We start from the raw sequence: 16836 nt of genomic DNA on the forward strand, positions 1-16836 counted from the left end.
GACAATGATAATATAAAAGTATAGAAAACAAATGAAGATAAAGATAAATCCAAAATACGAAGAGATGAGAAGTTTCATCGAGCGCATCCCGGATGTGTTCGAGCAGGAGGGACGTTGCATCTTTCAGGGACGGAATGTAATCAAGGCTTTTCTTGTGAAGCTTGATGGAAAAGACAAGGAAGTGGTGGTGAAAAGATATAAGCGCCCTAACTTCGTTCAGAAGATAGGATATAGTTTCTTCCGCTCTACCAAGGCTTGCCGGGCTTATGAGAATGCTGTCAAACTGCAGGAGGATGGCTTTGCTACCCCTGAAGGCTTTGGATATGTTGAGACAAGAGTGAATGGACTTATCGACTATTGCTATTTTATCTCTGATGTAGATAACAGTTTGCCTATTACGGGGCAGTTGAACGATCCGAAGGAATTCAACAAGGTTATGGCTGGTGATTTTGCCCGCTTTGTGAATCGTCTGCATCAGAAAGGTATCATCGATATCGACCTGAACAGTGGTAATGTACTGTATCAGCCTCAGGCTGATGGCCATTATACCTTCTCTCTTATCGACATCAACCGCATGAAGTTTTACACAGGTTATCCACCGATGAAGGAATGTGTGGAAAACCTGACGAGATTCACCGGCAGAATGGATGTCTTCGAGCTTGTAGCCCGTGAATATGTCAAGGCTAGAGGATTGGAAGAGTCTCAGGTTCAGAACTTTATGGATGGTAAGGCAGAACATGATTGGCGATGGAAGAAGAGAAAAAATATAACGCATTGTTTTAGAAAAAAGTAAAGTTATGAAGACAACATTATTGATGACTACATATAATTGGCCTCAAGCATTGGGGATGGTACTCGCTAGTGTGAGTCGTCAAACGGTCTTGCCTGATGAAATAGTGATAGCAGATGATGGTTCTACAGAAGAAACCAAAATGCTGATAGAACATTTTGCAGCCAACTTTCCCCAGCCAGTTATCCATGTATGGCAAAAAGATTTAGGCTTTCGCAAAACAGCCATTTTAAACAAGGCTATAGCTAAAGCTACGGGCGATTATATTATCCAGATAGATGGAGATGTAGTCTTAAATTCTCACTTTATTGCCGACCATATTGAAATGGCTCAAGCAGGCAGTTTTGTTTGTGGAAGTAGAGTTAAGATATCTCAGAAGGAAACCATGAGTATATTGGCAAACAATAAGTTTGTCATAAAACCATGGAATATGCCTATCAGTTTTGTTTGTAATAGTTTCCGTTCAAGACTGCTCAGAAATTATTTCGCATTCCGTTATGCCCGTAGATTGGCGCATCTGAGAGGCTGTAATATGGCGTTTTGGAAGAGCGACCTTATCCGGGTAAATGGGTATAATGAAGATTTGACACAATGGGGGCATGAAGATACAGAGATAGCTTATCGACTGTACTATTCTGGCGTTCAGAAAAAAGTGCTCAAAATGGGTGGTATTGTTTATCATCTATATCATAAGGAATCTTCCAGGGCTAATGAGGAAACCCATAATATTGCCTTAGAAAAGGTTGAAAAAGAGCATATAACCCGTTGCAATAACGGAATAGACAAATACTTGTAAAATTATGAAAGAAGAGAATCGTCAAATAAATATAGAGCGCGGCATTTCTGTCGTTATTAATACCTATAACGCCTCGCTGCATTTGGCAGAGGTTTTGGAAACCGTAAAAGACTTCGATGAGGTAGTAATCTGCGATATGGAGAGTACGGATAATACATTGGATATTGCCCGTAAATATGGTTGCAAGATTGTTATCTTTCCTAGAGGCAATTATCAGATTTGTGAACCGGCAAGGCAGACTGCCATTGATGCCGCTTCCTGCAAGTGGGTATTGGTGGTTGATGCAGACGAATTGGTAACCCCGGAACTGAAGCATTATCTTTATTCCCTGATAGAGAAGAAGGATGCTCCACAGGGTTTGTATGTTCCACGCAAGAGTCGCTTTATGGGAAGATTCATGCATTGTTTCTATCCTGATTACCAGTTGCGTTTCTTTATCAGGAAGGATACCGTATGGCCAGCCATCATTCATGCCGATCCTGTTATCAAGGGCAGGATAGAAAAGATACCAGCGGCTCATGCTGATATGGCACTTGTTCATCTGGCAGATGACAGTATCGCCAGCAGGATGGGAAAGATCAACCAGTATACAGCGAATGAAATAGAAAAGAAGAAAGATCGCAATTATGGAATGGCTGCCTTGTTCTATCGTCCGTTTGTGCGTTTCTTCCGTGCTTATATACAGAAGGGTGGATTCCGGGATGGTAAGGAAGGATTTATCTGTGCCTGCTATGAAGGAATCTATCAGTTTGTTGCTGTCAGTAAGATAATTGAAGATCGTATGAAAAATAAAAAAGGTAAGTAGTTGCTTAGGCTACTTACCTTTTTTTTGTTTGACGAATGATATTGTTAATTTCTTATTTATTTTCCTTCGATAAAGGTCATTCCGCCTGGTCCTACTTCCTCCCGGCAGCGTTCCAGGAGTTGGGCTGGTGATTCGTCGGCATCATCGAAAGGTAATGCTACTACCGTTTTCTTGTCATAATAGTTTGCCATACCTCGGTTAATCCAGTACCCTGGATAGATGGTGATGTCGTGGAATGCATCGGATGGCATTTTTACGGTGAGCGGATTCAGAACCAGATGGTCTGCCTTGCTTTTCTTTACTTCAATTTCACGCTGCCGCATCTGTTGGTCAAACTTCTGCGCTGTTCCCTTACGCAGCAGGGTGATAGTTCTGTTGGTAGTAGTTGGCTTGGCAGAGATAGACAGTACCAATACCAGCCAGTAGTATACCGGTGTCCACTTGAAGTATCTATCGTATTTCTGTTTGATGGCGTCAATCAGGTTCATTATGGCAACGCTTACCGGTTCCTGAGTAGCCGCTCTGCGCTGGAGGGCACCTGAGAGATAGAAGATATTGAAGCAGAACATCCACAGATGCACATAGAAGTATACATTCTGTACTCTGTCAGCTCCTCTGGATCCCATGGCATAGCTGTTTGGGAAAAAGAAGGCGCTGTAGAGCAGGAAAGAGATGAGCAGATAAAGCCATGGATGAGAAAACTTGAAACGGGATGCCTTGGCTAATCTTGCCAGGAATGGAATAAAAATGGTAAACATGAGTACCTCCATGATTCCAATGGCATCAGCAAGAAATTCCACGCTCTTTCCTATTGCCATAAAGAAGGCAGCAACCACATTCGGCTGATCGGTGACTGTGGCTTGGCGGACTGCATTGCCTGGTGCAAATACGCTGAAAGCAAAGGCGCTGGCATAAATCATAAGGATAGAAATCTGGAAGAAAGGAGTCTTTTTCCTCTCCACCCACATCCATACGATAGCCATAAAGAGAATGGCAGGCATACCCAGACCGGTAACAAAGTTGCCGCCGGCTATGAATATGGCGAGTGCTGCGGAAACCAGCGTGATGATGATTTTCGCCATGATGGATTTCGTAAGATGGAATTCGATGAGCAGGGAGGCTAGAAACAGCGAAAGACTATAATATAAGGTATAGTACATCGCTCCGTTATACCAGAAGAATGCATCGTAGAACGACCATACGAACTGTACGGTCATCAATACGAACAGCGTAGAAACGAAAGCGTACTCCAGCTTGCTGATATGTAGCAACCTGCGTAATACTGTATAACCCAGGGTATAGGTGGAAAGAACCAAACCTCCCAATAGAATAATAGGTACAAGCCAGTATTTGCCAAAGATGCCCGGTTGCAATGCCATCAGGAAACATGCAGAGTAAGTACCCTGCCATGTCTGGTAGATATGCATGGATTCATCCCATGCAGCCTGAATGCATGCTCCTAATGAATGGGTGGCGGTCCAAGCCTTGTAGACTGGAGCTCCGAATACATAGTCATCCGCAAACTGATGTAGGTAAGGACCTATTGCCACGATAGGGATGATAGATAAGATTAGAATACAAATAGCCAATATCGTCTGGCTTTTCAACAATTTCTGATTCATCGTGTTGTTTTTTACTTATTTCTTTCTTTTTACATAGATAATAACAGAGAATCTTGTGTCTTCTTGCATAAACAGCTGTTAAATTATATGAATGTCGGTAAAATTAATAGGGGGATCATGCAAGATTTGCGTCATAAGAGTGTTTAAAGGAAAGATAGATAAAGGTAAATTGTAATAAAAGTTTAGGTATGAAGGTAACATTGCTCATTATTACGTATAATTGGCCAGAAGCCTTAAGGATGGTTTTGGAAAGTGCCATGCATCAGAGTAAAATGCCAGACGAAATTGTTATTGGCGATGATGGATCTACAGCGGAAACGAAGCAGCTTATTGATAGTTATGCAAAGTCTTCGCCTGTACCGGTTGTGCATGTATGGCAGGAAGATAAGGGATTCCGCCGTACTGTCATTCTGAATAAGGCGATAGCTAAGGCTACGGGCGATTATATCATCCAGGTAGATGGTGACGTGATACTGGATTCTCACTTTGTTGCTGATCATCTGGAGGTTGCCCAAGAGGGTTGCTTTGTCTGTGGCAGTAGAGTGAGACTGGAGGCTTCTGTTTCGAAACGTTTACTTCAGGATAAGCATGCCCGTTTAAAGCTTTGGAACATGCCGTTGCCTTATATGCTGAACAGCATCCGTTCCCGTATGCTGAGAAATTATCTCGCCTTTCGTTATGCCCGCCGCATCGATCATCTGAGAGGTTGCAATATGGCATACTGGAAGGCTGATGCTCTTCTTGTCAATGGATATAATGAGGATTTGAAGCAATGGGGGCATGAGGATGGTGAATTTGCCTATCGCCTGCACTTTGCGGGTATCAGGAAGAAAGCCCTCAAGATGGGTGGCATCATGTATCATCTGTATCACCGGGAAGCTTCTAAGGCCAATGAACAATATCATGTGAAGGTTTTACAGCAGGTGAAGCTCCACCAGCTGAATTGGTGTCAGAATGGCATTGCTTTAAGAGTGGCTTATTGCTAATATAAAAGAAATGGTCATCATGTAGGAAAAACCTATATGATGACCATTTCCTTTCTTGCTTCAAAATCTGCAATAGTCCTGACGATTTCTTCTGAGATATCATCGGATACGTAAGAGAAGTCCTTGCCGGTTCGGATTGCCTTGAGGAAGGAGAGGAGCATATAGCGCAAGCCTTCTCCATCCAGCTGGTAGAAGTAGCGCTTGTTGTACTGCGGATTCTCGTATCTCACCTCGAAGTAATCGGTTTTCCACCATGGGGCTGGTACGTAGATATAGCCCTTGGTACCTGAGATAATCAATTCGCCTTCCGATTTTACGCCTTGTCCTACTTTCAGTGAAGCTACGGCATGAGGGTAGAGGAAGGATATCCTGGTGAAGGCATCATAGCGCTTTGCCTCGTCCAGGAAGTGGGTGGCTATCTGTTTGCTGCTGTATTCTGTGCCCAGAAGCTGGAAGATAGGCAGGAGCGCTGTCGGGCCCCAGGCGCAGATACTGTTCCATTCGTAAAGACTCTTCTGGGAATCCTGGGTCGGGTCGAAGTCTACGAGACTGGTACAGGTGGCATCCACCGACATGATATCGCCGATGATACCGCCCTTTGCCAAGAGTAAGAGTCGGTAATAAGCTACGGAATAGGCGGTTTTGATAGAGTCCATCAAGACAACCTTCTTATCTTTTGCTATTGCCTTGAGTTCTTCCCATTGCTGAGGCTGAAGGGTGATAGGCGATTCGCACAGTACGTGTTTGCCCGCTTCTAATGCCTCCTTTATCTGAGCATAGTGCTTGCTTGGGGCAGAGATGACATAGAGCGCATCGCTTTCGTCCAGGAGTTCCTGGAAACTGGCTGCCTGCTTTTCCTCTGCCTGCAGATTCTCTGAGAGATATTGGTCGTTGAGACAGAATACCTTTCCTGCCTCAAATCCATTGACATATTGGCTTTCCCGCTCTATCTTGTTGAGGATAGGCGATTCGCCCACCAGTCCGAGGCGAACCACCTGCTGCTCGCTTCTGATCTCCGTGCTCGATACGCCCTGAGTGCGGTCTAGATAAACCACCTTGCAATAGGCGTTGAGATAGTCAAACTTGCCTCTCCAGTCAGAACCTACGGTAAAGATATCTACGTCCAGTCGCTTGATGTCATCAATTTTCTGTCCCTCGTATTCCTCGATGATGATTTCATCGGCAATGCCGGTGGCACGTACGGCTTCCACACGTTCCATAAGTGACTGCTGTACATTGATCTTACCTCGCTCACGGTCGAAGGTATCCGAGGTTACGCCCACGATGAGGTAGTCGCCCAGAGCCTTGGCGCGCTCCAGGAGACGGATGTGACCATAATGAAGCAGGTCGTAAGTACCGTATGTGATAACTTTAACCATAAGTTTCTCTATCTTGAAAGTTCTCTATACCTTATTATATATATTATAGCTGCCCCTTTATAGCAGTCCCTTAGCCTGCATATCCTTCAGTGCATCAACGAGTGTTGTATTGTCTTCCGGACTCAGGTTGCCGAGATGACCTACACGGAATACCTTTTCTGCCATATCGCCACCATTAGGACATACCCAGATGCTATATTCATCTTTCAACTTCAGGAAGATGTCGTAGGCAGAGGCGTTCTGTGGATGCAGAGGAGTAACGGCATTTGACATCGATTGGGAAACGATGGTGAATGGCAGGTCCTTGATCTTGCTTCTGAAATCTTCTGCAAGCATTTTCATGCGCTTGTTCTCGCTCTCCACGCCGCCATTTCGTTCTATCTCCTTCAGGCGGGCATGAATCTGCAGTAAGGTTCCTACGGCTGGGGTGAAAGGAGTCTGTCCACGCTCACCATTCTTCAAGGCATCCTTCAGGTCGAAATACATCGACTTAACCTTGTTTGCCTCTACTCGCTTGATTGCCTCTGTATCGAGAATGATGACAGAGATGCCTGGAGGACATGCCAGTGCCTTCTGTGAACCCGTAATCATTACGTTCACGCCGAGTTCCTTCATGTTGAATGGGTCCGCAAGGAATGAACTGATGGAATCTACGGCCAGGAAAATATGGTTGCGATGACAGAAGTCGCTGATCATCTGGATGTCGTAGAGTACGCCGGTAGAAGTCTCATGCAGGTTGACGAGGAAGCCGGTGTAGCCTTGTCCCTCGTAGGGCTTGAGGTCTTCTGCCGTGAGTGGAGTCCCCATCTCAAGTTTGATTTCTGTATGTGGTATCTCATGAATTTCACAGAGTTGTACGAAACGGTGACCGAAGCTACCTCCATTCACTACCAGTACCTTGTCGGCAGGAGTGAACACATTCATGACCACAGCTTCCATAGAGGCTGTGCCCGAACCTGTGATGAAAACTGTGCGGGCATCGTCTGAAGCCTTGGCAAACTGCTTCATCAATTGTTCGTTCTCCTTCATGATGGCGGAGAACTCTGCTGTTCTGAAATAAGGCACCTGCTCAGCACCGATGGCTCTAACCTCATCGCTTGCCATCACAGGTCCTACTGTAAAATTAAGCATAACTTATTTATCCTTTCTTGATTCTTCCAAATGTCTTGATGCTGGTATATTTACGCCAGAGATTCAGCTTTCTCTTCTTCGGCACTCCATGGCGGCGAATGTAGTCTTCAGCGCCGTCGAGCATGCGCTGGCATACGTTGCCGTCCAGATATGGGTCGTAGTTGTCTACTATCCACTGTCGCTTGGCTATCGCCTCAGGATCTGTGAGGGCATGGTCGTAGGCGGCAATCAGCTGACCAGGTTCCGTGATGTTCTCCCAATAGATATCCTTGGAAATGGTGCCGAGGGTGATGACTGGACGAGAGAGCAGCAGGAACTCATAGATGGTGGAAGAGGTATCGCTGATGAGCGTATCTGCCATCAGCTGATATTTCGTCACGTTTTCTCCCTTGTCGATGAAGAGAACATCCTTCTTGTTTGCTGCCCATTCACGGTATTCATCTACCCATTCCTGACGGGTAAGCGGATGGAACTTCATTACTACCAGGGCATTGCGCTCCTTAGCCAGCTTGCCCAGCTCTTCCTTGATGTAAGGAAGCGAAGTGAGTTTTGGCGAGAAGGTTGGGGCGTAGAGTATCAGCGTCTCCTTGCCGCTTTCCTTAAGAAGTTTCTCTCGGTCGGCATCATATTTATGCAGGTTTTCCTTGATCCAATCCTGCTTAGGCCATCCCGTTTCCAACACCTCGAAATCGCCATATTTCTTAGCCAGAGCCTCGAAGTGGGAGGTGAAGTAAGGACCTTGGGTGAAATAGGTGTCAAAGTAACGGCGGATAATCCAATGGTCTTTCTTCTCTGCGGCATAGCCGTGGAATACCTGTATCTTGACGCCTGGCAGATAGTAAGGCACAATGTTGCCTGGCACATAGATAGCCTCTGGCTGGAAGTCATAGACTTCTTGAATAGAGTTGGTCCATTTCACCTGGTCGGCGTATGGAAAACTGTCTATCTTTGGTTTGTGGATATACCACAATATCTCGTGTGGCAAATGCTGCTTTGTCACATGTTCTTGTATCGGATTAAGTATGTCTATGGCATACTTGTTTTCACAGAAAAGAACTATTCTCATGATTCTTTAGGAATTACTTTACCGTTTTTGATTTCATATCGCTTGTCAAACTCCTCCCGGGTTCGCTTCCATCTGTTATGCGTCCATAAATAATAAGGTGGATTCTTGCGGATGGTTTCTTCCAGCATCTGGAAGAAGCGGCGGGTAATCTCGTGCTCCGGCAATGAGTTGGGTTCACGGGTGATGAGCTTGTAAGTGGCAGTATAATAGCCTCGCTTCGGGCGCGACATTTCTACATAGAACACGGCATTGTTCATCTTCCTCATGATTCTTTCGCCACCCGTAAACACTGGGGTTTCGGGATGGTTGAGGAAAGGAAGCCACAGGTGGATGTTCTCCCACTTAGGTCCCTGGTCGCTGATGTAGCCGAAGATGCTCAAGATGCCCTTGCGCTTGTAATCCACCAAGTAGCGGAGGATGTCTTTCTTGGGCACTACCACGCCATTCTCCTCGTGAGAACGGATGCGCTTGAAGAGTTCGTCGAAGGCTTGGTTGCGCAGTGGATGATAGATGAGACCTATCTTGCGTGACTTAGGCAGTTCGATGCCCACGCACGAAAGCCACTCCCAGTTGCAGTAATGCCCCAGGATGGCTGCCACGTTCTGACCTTCCAGGAAACATTGCTCCACTTCCTCGCTGTTGATGACCTGGAATCGCTGGTGCAACTCCTTGTCACTGATGCTGAGCAGTTTGACAGCCTCGAAGAAGTAATCGCTGAACCAGCGATAGAACTTCTTCTCGATGTCGATAATCTCTTCTTCTGATTTCTCAGGAAAAGAGCTGGTGAGATTCTTACGCACAATACCCCTGCGGTACTTGATGACGCGATACATCATGAAGTACTCGAAATCGGCGATGCAATAGAGTAGCCTGAAAGGCAGCAGCGATATTGCATAAAAGAATGCATAAACAATCTTAACCATCAACAAAACTATTTATTGTTAATTATTAATTCTCAGTTATATTACACCTGCTGCATATCGTGCAACTTCTTGTAATATCCGTCTTTTCCAATCAGCTCGTCGTGTGTACCACGCTCCACAATTCTTCCCTCATGCAGTACGCAAATCTCGTCTGCATGCTTGATGGTACTCAGTCGGTGGGCTACAGCCACGGTGGTACGGGTCTTCATCAGTTTCTCCAAGGCATCCTGAACCAGACGCTCGCTTTCGGTATCCAGAGCCGATGTTGCTTCGTCGAGGATGAGGATAGGAGGATTCTTGAGGATGGCACGGGCGATGCTTACACGCTGGCGCTGACCACCGGAGAGTCTGCCGCCACGATCACCGATTCCGGTATCGAAACCATGTTCCGACTTGGTAATGAACTCGTAGGCATTGGCTATCTTTGCCGCATTGGCGATATCTTCATCGGTAGCATCGGTCTTGCCGAAGCGGATGTTGTCCTTGAAGCTGGCATTGAAGAGGATTGCCTCCTGGTTCACATTCCCTATCAGCTGGCGGAGGTCGTGCACGGCAAGGTCTTTCACATTGATGCCGTCGATGAGCACTTCGCCCTCCTGTACATCGTAGTAACGAGGTATCAAGTCGAGCATCGTACTCTTTCCGCTACCGCTCTGTCCCACCAGTGCGATGGTCTTTCCCTTAGGAATCACGAGGTTGATATCCTTCAATACATAAACCAGTTCATCGTTCTGATGGTCGGTATAGGCAAAGGATACATGGCGGAACTCTATCTGGTGCTCAAAGCTGGCGATATGGTCAGGGTTCTCCTTGTCCTTGATTTCTACCTCTGCCTGAAGAATCTTGTCGATACGCTCCATGCTTGCCAATCCCTTCGGGATATTATAGCTCGCCTTGGAGAATTCCTTCAATGGGTTGATGATGCTGTAGAGCATCACGAGATAGAAGATGATGGTAGGACCATCGATTCTTCCATAGTCCAATACCAGAATACCGCCAAACCATAATACCACTACGATAAGGATGGTTCCCAGGAATTCGCTCATCGGGTGAGCCATCTGCTGACGGATGTTCACGCGCATGATGTTGTCGCGATAGCTGCTGTTCACCTGGTTGAAGCGCCAGTTCATCTTATCCTCTGCGCAGAAAGCCTTGATGATGCGCAATCCGCCCAGGGTTTCTTCCACCATACTCATCGTATCGCTCCAGAGAGCCTGTGCTTCTGTACTTTTTGCCTTCAGCTTCTTGCCCACGAATCCCATGAACCAGCCGAATGGTGGTACAAAGATGATGGTGAAGAGGGTGAGCTGCCAGCTGATGCAGATGAGCGTGATGAAATAGAAGAGAATCAGGATAGGATTCTTGAAGAGCATGTCGAGTGAAGACATGATGCTGTTCTCCACCTCCTGCACGTCACCGCTCATTCGGGCGATGATATCTCCCTTGCGCTCCTCGCTGAAGAAACCAAGAGAAAGCGAGGTGATCTTCTGATAGAGCTGGTTGCGGATATCGCGGACGATACCTGTACGGATAGGGATAATAGTGGCTGAAGACAGGAAGTAGGCTCCCGTCTTGAGGAAAGTCATGAAAGCAAGGAACAAGCCGATGACCAGAAGGGCTAAGGAGGCACTATGTGCCACGATAAACTCCTGGATATAGTAATACAGGTTGTTGGTAGCTACCTCCTTGACGGTATCAAAACTTCCATCCCATTCCATGTAGTCATTGGCACGGATACCACCGTCTACCTGGAACAGAATCTGCAGGATTGGTATCAAGGCTGCAAACGAAAATATGTTCAATACCGCAGACAGGATATTGAACAGAACAGAGAGCCCCAGATACTTTTTGTATGGAGGGACGAATCGGCGTAAGATTTGCAAAAATTCCTTCATAGGTGCAAATATAGTGCTTTTTAAGAAAACCGCCAAATTTTTAGCGGTTTTCTTTTGGTTTTCTTTGTTTTTTCTTCTTCAAAGAGCGATTGGGTATATTTTCGCTTCTTTTTCTGAAGAAGCATTCTTACTCTTTTACTTCTTCTCCGAAGAGAGTTGCAGAAGTAGAGCCGGTGATGCGGACCTTTACGAATTCTCCGATATGGTGGTTGCCCTTGTCGATGACTACCGCCTTGTTCTGTTCTGTTCGGCCCATCATCTGTTCGCGGCTACGCTTGCTGAAGTTCTCGATGAGGATGGTGAATTCCTTGCCCTCATCCTTCTTGTTCTGCTCAGCGCTCACCTCGGTCTGCAGTTTGATGAGCTCGTTGAGGCGGGCTATCTTGGTTTCCTCAGAAACGTTGTCTGGCAGGTGCTTGGCTGCGTAGGTGCCAGGGCGCTCTGAATACTTGAACATGAAGGCGCTGTCGAAGCCTACTTCCTTCACCAGCGAGAGGGTTTCCTGATGGTCTTCCTCGGTTTCGTCGTGATAACCCACGAAGATGTCGGTGGTGATGCCGCAGCCAGGGATGATGCGCTTGATATCGGCGATGCGCTGCAGATATTCCTCACGGGTGTATTTGCGGTTCATCAGCTTCAGTATCTTATTGCTTCCGCTCTGTGCAGGGAAGTGGATGTGCTTGCAGAGATTTGGCTCATCGGCAATGGCGTGGAGAATGTCCTCGGTCATATCCTCTGGGTTAGAGGTGGTGAAGCGTACACGCATGTCCGGTACAGCCTGGGCTACCATGTGCAGGAGTTCGGCGAAGGAAAGACTGCCTTCCTCACGCTTGCCCGATGGAGAGAGACCATAGCTGTTTACGTTCTGTCCCAGAAGGGTAACCTCCTTGAAACCACGGTCGTGCAGGTCGCGCACCTCTCGCAGGATGCTCTCGGCATCACGGCTGCGCTCACGTCCACGGGTATAAGGAACGATGCAGTAGTGGCAGAAGTTGTTGCAACCACGCATGATGCTTACGAAACCGCTCACTCTGTTGCCACCGATGCGCTGAGGTACGATGTCACGGTAGGTCTCGGTCTTGGAAAGTTCGATGTTGATGGCGTTGGTTCCCATCTCGCACTGCGCAATCATATCCGGCAGGTTGAGATAGCTGTCTGGTCCACAGACCAGGTTGGCATAGTGGTTCTGGATGAGGTCATCCTTCACGCGCTCAGCCATGCAGCCCAATACGCCGAGAATCACCTTTCTGCCCTTCTTCTGCTCTGCATGGAGGGTGTCGAGGCGATGATAAATCTTGTTTTCCGCATTCTCGCGGATACTGCAAGTGTTCAGGAAGATGGCATCAGCCTCTTCTTCTTTCTCACAAATCTCGTAGCCTGCCATCTGCATCACAGAGGCAACTACCTCGCTGTCTGCCACGTTCATCTGGCAGCCATAAGTCTCAATAAATAGTTTCTTCATTGTTCTAGATGAATTCTATTCAAATTAATGTTGTTATTATATATATGTATCTGTCTTTATCTGAATCTCAATCGGGATGATGAGTTGTTTTCTATCATGTGCTTGGATACTGCCATCAGGGCGAAGTAGAGAACAACGCCCGAAACGAGTCCTGCCACAGCATCAATGAGATAATGTGCCTGGATATAAACGGTGGCCAGACACAGGAAAATGTAGAATGGCAACATCGTATAAACCAGTTTGTGCTTGCCCGTATGCCAGCCCAACAGCATGATGACGGTACTTACACCTACATGCGAACTAGGGAAGGCTGCCGTAGGACGTTCGCCAGCAGCCTTGGCATCTTCTACGAGTTGATAGAATATACCATCAGTATAGCCTGGTGTTGGCAGACAGTTGCTGTGGCTGTTGAAGTAATCGCCCATTGCCGGGAAGATTCCCTGCGCAATGTCTCTGGCTCCCACGGCATCAAAATAGAACGTCGGTCCTACTACCGGTACGAAGATGTAGATGACATAATAGATGAAGAAGCTAGCCAGCACCACAAAAGATGCACGCTCAGCCTCATAGTATCTGCAGAAAAAATAGTAGAGTACGATAACTGCTATCATCGGATAGTACATGAAGTAGCCCATCGACATCAGTTCGCTCACTACTGCCCATGGCATTGCCTTGGCAAAGAGCTGGGCAGGCTGACATCCGAAGAGGTCCTGTTCCCAGCCGGCAAAAAGATGGTCCAGGTTGGGGAACATCCGGTTGATTTCGTAAGTGTCTGGATACCACCAGGCAAGAAGAGCTATCTGTGCCATGATTCTTACCATCTTGGTTATCCTGCAAGGTGCCATTCTGTAAACTGCCCATAGGGCTGCAGTCATGGCGAGAACCCTCAGTCGTCCCCAAAGCATTTCTTCCGGGTTAACCAGCTTGGTATAGGTAAAGAGCATGGTAATGACAGTAACAGCCATATATCCCAGCATCACCCATTCCAGTGGTAGGAGACCCTTCTTGGGGTTCTTTTCTATCTTAAAATAATCTTTTATCACGGTGTTACTTTGAACTTTGAGATTTGAACATTGAACTTTATGATATGTTTTACAGCCATCCGTTATCCTTGTACCACTTGATGGCGAGTTTCACGCCTCTTTCCAATGGATAGTGAGGGTGGTAGCCCAGTTCGTCCATGGCTGGCTCGATGTCACATCGCCAGTTGCGCTGTTTCAGGATGTTGTACTTGTCATTGTTCAGAGCCGACATCTTTCCTGTTAACCTTCCGATATATTCACCGAAGAAGGTGACAATGCGCAGCACCCAGATAGGAGCCTTGATGCGCAGCATCCACGGATTACCCAATTCCCTGTGAATCAGGTCGCTGAAGGCAGCCGACTGATATACCTCGCCATCGCTGAGGAAGTATTTCCTGCCGTTCATACCATGGTCTAGGGCAAGGAAAACAGCCTGCACCACATCCTGAACATACACGAAGGTGATGTCTTGACGCTTGTATCCTACAGCAAAGTCAATATGCTGCTTGATGCTCTTTGCCATCAGGAAATAGTCTTTTTCTCTAGGACCATACACGCCAGTAGGTCGCAGGATGATATAGGGGAAGTTGTTGCCGATGCTGTCAAGATAGCGTTCTGCCTCCAGCTTGCTCTTGCCGTATGCCGTGTTTGGTCTAGGCACATCATTCTCACAGATTTCCTGATAAGGCTGCTCCTCACGGATGGCTCCGAAGATGCTGAGCGAACTGACGAAGACAAATCGCTTGATAGGCATTCCGAGATGCAGGATGGTATTCACCAGGTGTTTGGTTCCTTCTGTGTTAACCCTATAAAAGTCTTCTGCATGCAGGCACTTGGTAGCGCCGGCTGCATGCACTATATAGTCGAACTCATGCGGGGCGAGTTCTTTCTCCAACTCTTCCTCTGAAGAAAGGTTGAGATTGATGAAATGGATGCGTTCGTCTTGCAGATACTTCCTGCTGCTGGTAGGGCGTACTGCCGCCCAGGTTTCCATGCCTTGTCGCAAGGCTTCTTCCACGATGTAACTGCCGATAAAACCCGATGCACCCGTTACTAGAATCTTCATTAATTATTAATAAAATTGCAATTTTGGGTGCAAAGATACTATTTTTTCATGAGTTATCCGTCATGTTATGCTAAAATTATTTTAAATTCTTCTGTTTCTTCATCAGAAAGTATTATCTTTGCAGCTATGACGCAAGTTTCAGGTTTTATATTGTCTCCTGTAGATGCAGTTTCGGATAGATTCACGGAAATCTCCGAGCTCTCTACCAGCGGTTTTAATGTCCTGCTCCGTGCCAAGCGCAACGGTCAGTGGTGGATATTGAAATCGTTGAAGCCTGATGTGTGTCATGATTCTACCTTCCTGCAGCTTCAGCAGAAGGAATATGACATTCTTGCCCGTCTTGACCATCCCGGTATTGTGAAGGTGGAGGGGTTGGAAGAAGTTGAGGGATACGGCAGGTGTATCGTGATGGAATGGATAGATGGCGTGACGCTTGATGAGTGGCTTGCCCAGAAGCATTCCGGTTTGGAGCGCCGGCAGATTGCCCACCAGCTTTTGCTGGTGATGGAGTATGTGCACGATCAGCAGATTGTGCATCGCGACCTGAAACCTGCCAATATCATGATAGCCCGTAACGGAGGTACGATCAAGTTGATTGATTTCGGGCTCTCTGATGCCGACAGCTATACCATTCTGAAAAGCCCTGCCGGTACCGAAGGGTATGTTTCGCCTGAGCAGCAGGAAGAGAGTGTGCCTGATGTGCGCAATGATATCTACAGTCTGGGAGTCATCTTGAAGGAGATGCGGCTGGGATGGTCTTGCCGTTGGGCTGTCAAGAGATGTTTTCTTCCTTTAGAGTATCGGTATCCTAATGTGTTAGCTTTAAGGATGCATATTCAGTCGCTTCATCGTCGCCTAAAAGCTTTAAACTGTCTTCTCGCTTTTTTAGTTTTGGGTACATCAGGTATTGTTTTATATAATAAGGTGGTAAAGCCAGAGATACTATACGATGTGGTTGCTCAGTTTACTGTTGGCAACCTGGAATATAAGTCGTGGGGTGGCGGTTTGGTTACAGTAAGTGCTGCCAATGACCGGGATTCTGTCATCGAGATTCCTGCTACCGTGAAATATCAGGGTGTGAGTTATCGTGTAGATGAGTTGGAGGATAGTGCCTTTGCTGCTCACCCTTTCCTGAAGCGGGTCGTGATGCCTGATAATCCCAAGTTGCACGTGATGAAACATATCTTTGCTGGCAGTCCTAATCTGGAGAGTATATATTTCCGTAGCAAGACGCCACCTAGGTTGGGAAATGCACTTTGGAAGGTGACGATGGATGATATCTTTGAGGCTCTTAGTTTTAGGAAGATTGTTCTCTATGTTCCTAAGGGTAGCAAAGATGCTTATTGCCGTTCACCGTGGGGGCGCTTTACTTATATTGTGGAGTTTGAGAAATGACAACGATCAAATTAAAAATGGCACTCCCTGGTTTTGAGGGGATGCCATTTCTTTGTTAAAAGGATATGGTTTGAGATTCATATAGAATCTCAGACCGCAGGGATGTTATATCTGTCCTGCTCTAATATCCTGGGTTCATAGAAAATGATTCAAATGACTATAAATACGCTTTCAGATTTTCCTAAAACCCGCAACTATCATCCAATACACGATTAAGGGTAGATTTATGAGTCGTTAGTAGCAGCTTTCAGTAAAAAGCAACAGCACAACATCAATATGTAGCCAACATCCCCTTACCCCACGATGCGACTTGAGGTAATACGCAGATTCAAACCGGAAAGAAAGGATTCTTATCCGAATTCTGTTTTGAAGGGTTTTGCATAAGCGCGGTTCTCTGTGTAGATATTCAGCACGTATTGCCTTGCAGTCATGATCCACTTGGCAGGTACGGAGATGAATCTGAAGACAAAAGCCTTTATGCGACTCGTTTTCTTGAGC

At 46.5% G+C, this 16836-nt stretch carries 14 protein-coding genes and 1 pseudogene; 5 read left to right on the top strand and 10 right to left on the bottom strand.

All coding sequences use genetic code 11. The annotated features are described in order from the left end of the window. Window positions 1-31: 31 nt before the first annotated feature. Genes ACTQ53_RS12720 through ACTQ53_RS12730 form a run of 3 tightly spaced genes read left to right on the top strand, consistent with a single transcriptional unit; the run spans window position 32 to window position 2391 of the window. Complete coding sequence (locus tag ACTQ53_RS12720) at window positions 32-793, top strand: lipopolysaccharide kinase InaA family protein (RefSeq protein ID WP_295346924.1); 762 nt, start codon at window positions 32-34, stop codon at window positions 791-793. A 4-nt stretch (window positions 794-797) separates the two neighbouring features. After that, on the top strand, window positions 798-1586 hold the full coding sequence (locus ACTQ53_RS12725; RefSeq protein WP_441933314.1) for a glycosyltransferase family 2 protein: 789 nt from the start codon (window positions 798-800) through the stop codon (window positions 1584-1586). Window positions 1587-1590: 4 nt separating this feature from the next. After that, window positions 1591-2391 carry a glycosyltransferase family 2 protein gene (locus tag ACTQ53_RS12730; RefSeq protein WP_295346926.1) on the top strand — a complete coding sequence of 267 codons (801 nt, stop codon included), beginning with the start codon at window positions 1591-1593 and terminating at the stop codon, window positions 2389-2391. 56 nt (window positions 2392-2447) lie between these two features. On the opposite strand, the gene ACTQ53_RS12735 is transcribed toward ACTQ53_RS12730, so the two are convergent. Beyond that, window positions 2448-4013, bottom strand: coding sequence for a DUF6056 family protein (locus tag ACTQ53_RS12735; RefSeq protein ID WP_441933316.1), 1566 nt, complete (start codon window positions 4011-4013; stop codon window positions 2448-2450). A gap of 188 nt (window positions 4014-4201) precedes the next feature. Between ACTQ53_RS12735 and ACTQ53_RS12740 the strand changes: the two genes are divergently transcribed. Next, the gene (locus ACTQ53_RS12740) at window positions 4202-4999 is read left to right on the top strand and encodes a glycosyltransferase family 2 protein (protein WP_441933318.1); all 798 of its coding nucleotides are present in this window, start codon (window positions 4202-4204) and stop codon (window positions 4997-4999) included. A gap of 32 nt (window positions 5000-5031) precedes the next feature. On the opposite strand, the gene ACTQ53_RS12745 is transcribed toward ACTQ53_RS12740, so the two are convergent. The 8 genes from ACTQ53_RS12745 to ACTQ53_RS12780 all read right to left on the bottom strand — a co-directional run bounded on the left by ACTQ53_RS12745 (window position 5032) and on the right by ACTQ53_RS12780 (window position 14943). Further along, entirely contained in the window at window positions 5032-6378 is a 1347-nt protein-coding gene (locus tag ACTQ53_RS12745; RefSeq protein ID WP_441933320.1) for a Gfo/Idh/MocA family oxidoreductase, read from the bottom strand. A 57-nt stretch (window positions 6379-6435) separates the two neighbouring features. Further along, window positions 6436-7509, bottom strand: a complete 1074-nt coding sequence (locus tag ACTQ53_RS12750) for an aminotransferase class V-fold PLP-dependent enzyme (protein WP_294969370.1) — start codon at window positions 7507-7509, stop codon at window positions 6436-6438. A gap of 7 nt (window positions 7510-7516) precedes the next feature. After that, window positions 7517-8575 carry a CDP-glycerol glycerophosphotransferase family protein gene (locus ACTQ53_RS12755; protein ID WP_441933323.1) on the bottom strand — a complete coding sequence of 353 codons (1059 nt, stop codon included), beginning with the start codon at window positions 8573-8575 and terminating at the stop codon, window positions 7517-7519. After that, the gene (locus ACTQ53_RS12760; protein WP_441933325.1) at window positions 8572-9498 is read right to left on the bottom strand and encodes a lysophospholipid acyltransferase family protein; all 927 of its coding nucleotides are present in this window, start codon (window positions 9496-9498) and stop codon (window positions 8572-8574) included. Before ACTQ53_RS12760 ends, ACTQ53_RS12755 begins: the two co-directional genes overlap by 4 nt. Before the next feature lie 41 nt (window positions 9499-9539). Beyond that, a complete protein-coding gene (locus ACTQ53_RS12765; protein WP_295346931.1) occupies window positions 9540-11393 on the bottom strand; it encodes an ABC transporter ATP-binding protein in 1854 nt (617 codons plus the stop codon). Window positions 11394-11520: 127 nt separating this feature from the next. Beyond that, complete coding sequence (gene miaB / locus ACTQ53_RS12770) at window positions 11521-12855, bottom strand: tRNA (N6-isopentenyl adenosine(37)-C2)-methylthiotransferase MiaB (protein WP_294969359.1); 1335 nt, start codon at window positions 12853-12855, stop codon at window positions 11521-11523. A 56-nt stretch (window positions 12856-12911) separates the two neighbouring features. Then, window positions 12912-13898: a phosphatase PAP2 family protein gene (locus ACTQ53_RS12775; RefSeq protein WP_295346933.1), complete on the bottom strand. Its 987-nt coding sequence runs from the start codon at window positions 13896-13898 to the stop codon at window positions 12912-12914. 49 nt (window positions 13899-13947) lie between these two features. Then, the gene (locus ACTQ53_RS12780; protein WP_441933328.1) at window positions 13948-14943 is read right to left on the bottom strand and encodes an NAD-dependent epimerase/dehydratase family protein; all 996 of its coding nucleotides are present in this window, start codon (window positions 14941-14943) and stop codon (window positions 13948-13950) included. Window positions 14944-15069: 126 nt separating this feature from the next. Between ACTQ53_RS12780 and ACTQ53_RS12785 the strand changes: the two genes are divergently transcribed. Then, on the top strand, window positions 15070-16338 hold the full coding sequence (locus ACTQ53_RS12785) for a serine/threonine protein kinase (RefSeq protein WP_441933330.1): 1269 nt from the start codon (window positions 15070-15072) through the stop codon (window positions 16336-16338). 350 nt (window positions 16339-16688) lie between these two features. Here the strand turns inward: ACTQ53_RS12785 and ACTQ53_RS12790 are convergent. Then, window positions 16689-16836: pseudogene (locus ACTQ53_RS12790) on the bottom strand (IS1380 family transposase); the annotation flags it as partial.

Origin of the sequence: Prevotella sp. Sow4_E9_plate, from assembly GCF_052116205.1 — a bacterium.
Classification (GTDB): Bacteria; Bacteroidota; Bacteroidia; order Bacteroidales; family Bacteroidaceae; genus Prevotella.

Excerpts from the sequence above, each read along its gene's own strand:
- ACTQ53_RS12765 (WP_295346931.1), bottom strand. The coding sequence starts at position 11,393 with ATGAAGGAATTTTTGCAAATCTTACGCCGATTCGTCCCTCCATACAAA.
- miaB (WP_294969359.1), bottom strand. The coding sequence starts at position 12,855 with ATGAAGAAACTATTTATTGAGACTTATGGCTGCCAGATGAACGTGGCA.
- ACTQ53_RS12750 (WP_294969370.1), bottom strand. The coding sequence starts at position 7,509 with ATGCTTAATTTTACAGTAGGACCTGTGATGGCAAGCGATGAGGTTAGA.
- ACTQ53_RS12725 (WP_441933314.1), top strand. The coding sequence starts at position 798 with ATGAAGACAACATTATTGATGACTACATATAATTGGCCTCAAGCATTG.
- ACTQ53_RS12755 (WP_441933323.1), bottom strand. The coding sequence starts at position 8,575 with ATGAGAATAGTTCTTTTCTGTGAAAACAAGTATGCCATAGACATACTT.
- ACTQ53_RS12780 (WP_441933328.1), bottom strand. The coding sequence starts at position 14,943 with ATGAAGATTCTAGTAACGGGTGCATCGGGTTTTATCGGCAGTTACATC.
- ACTQ53_RS12740 (WP_441933318.1), top strand. The coding sequence starts at position 4,202 with ATGAAGGTAACATTGCTCATTATTACGTATAATTGGCCAGAAGCCTTA.
- ACTQ53_RS12760 (WP_441933325.1), bottom strand. The coding sequence starts at position 9,498 with ATGGTTAAGATTGTTTATGCATTCTTTTATGCAATATCGCTGCTGCCT.
- ACTQ53_RS12735 (WP_441933316.1), bottom strand. The coding sequence starts at position 4,013 with ATGAATCAGAAATTGTTGAAAAGCCAGACGATATTGGCTATTTGTATT.
- ACTQ53_RS12730 (WP_295346926.1), top strand. The coding sequence starts at position 1,591 with ATGAAAGAAGAGAATCGTCAAATAAATATAGAGCGCGGCATTTCTGTC.
- ACTQ53_RS12720 (WP_295346924.1), top strand. The coding sequence starts at position 32 with ATGAAGATAAAGATAAATCCAAAATACGAAGAGATGAGAAGTTTCATC.
- ACTQ53_RS12745 (WP_441933320.1), bottom strand. The coding sequence starts at position 6,378 with ATGGTTAAAGTTATCACATACGGTACTTACGACCTGCTTCATTATGGT.
- ACTQ53_RS12785 (WP_441933330.1), top strand. The coding sequence starts at position 15,070 with ATGACGCAAGTTTCAGGTTTTATATTGTCTCCTGTAGATGCAGTTTCG.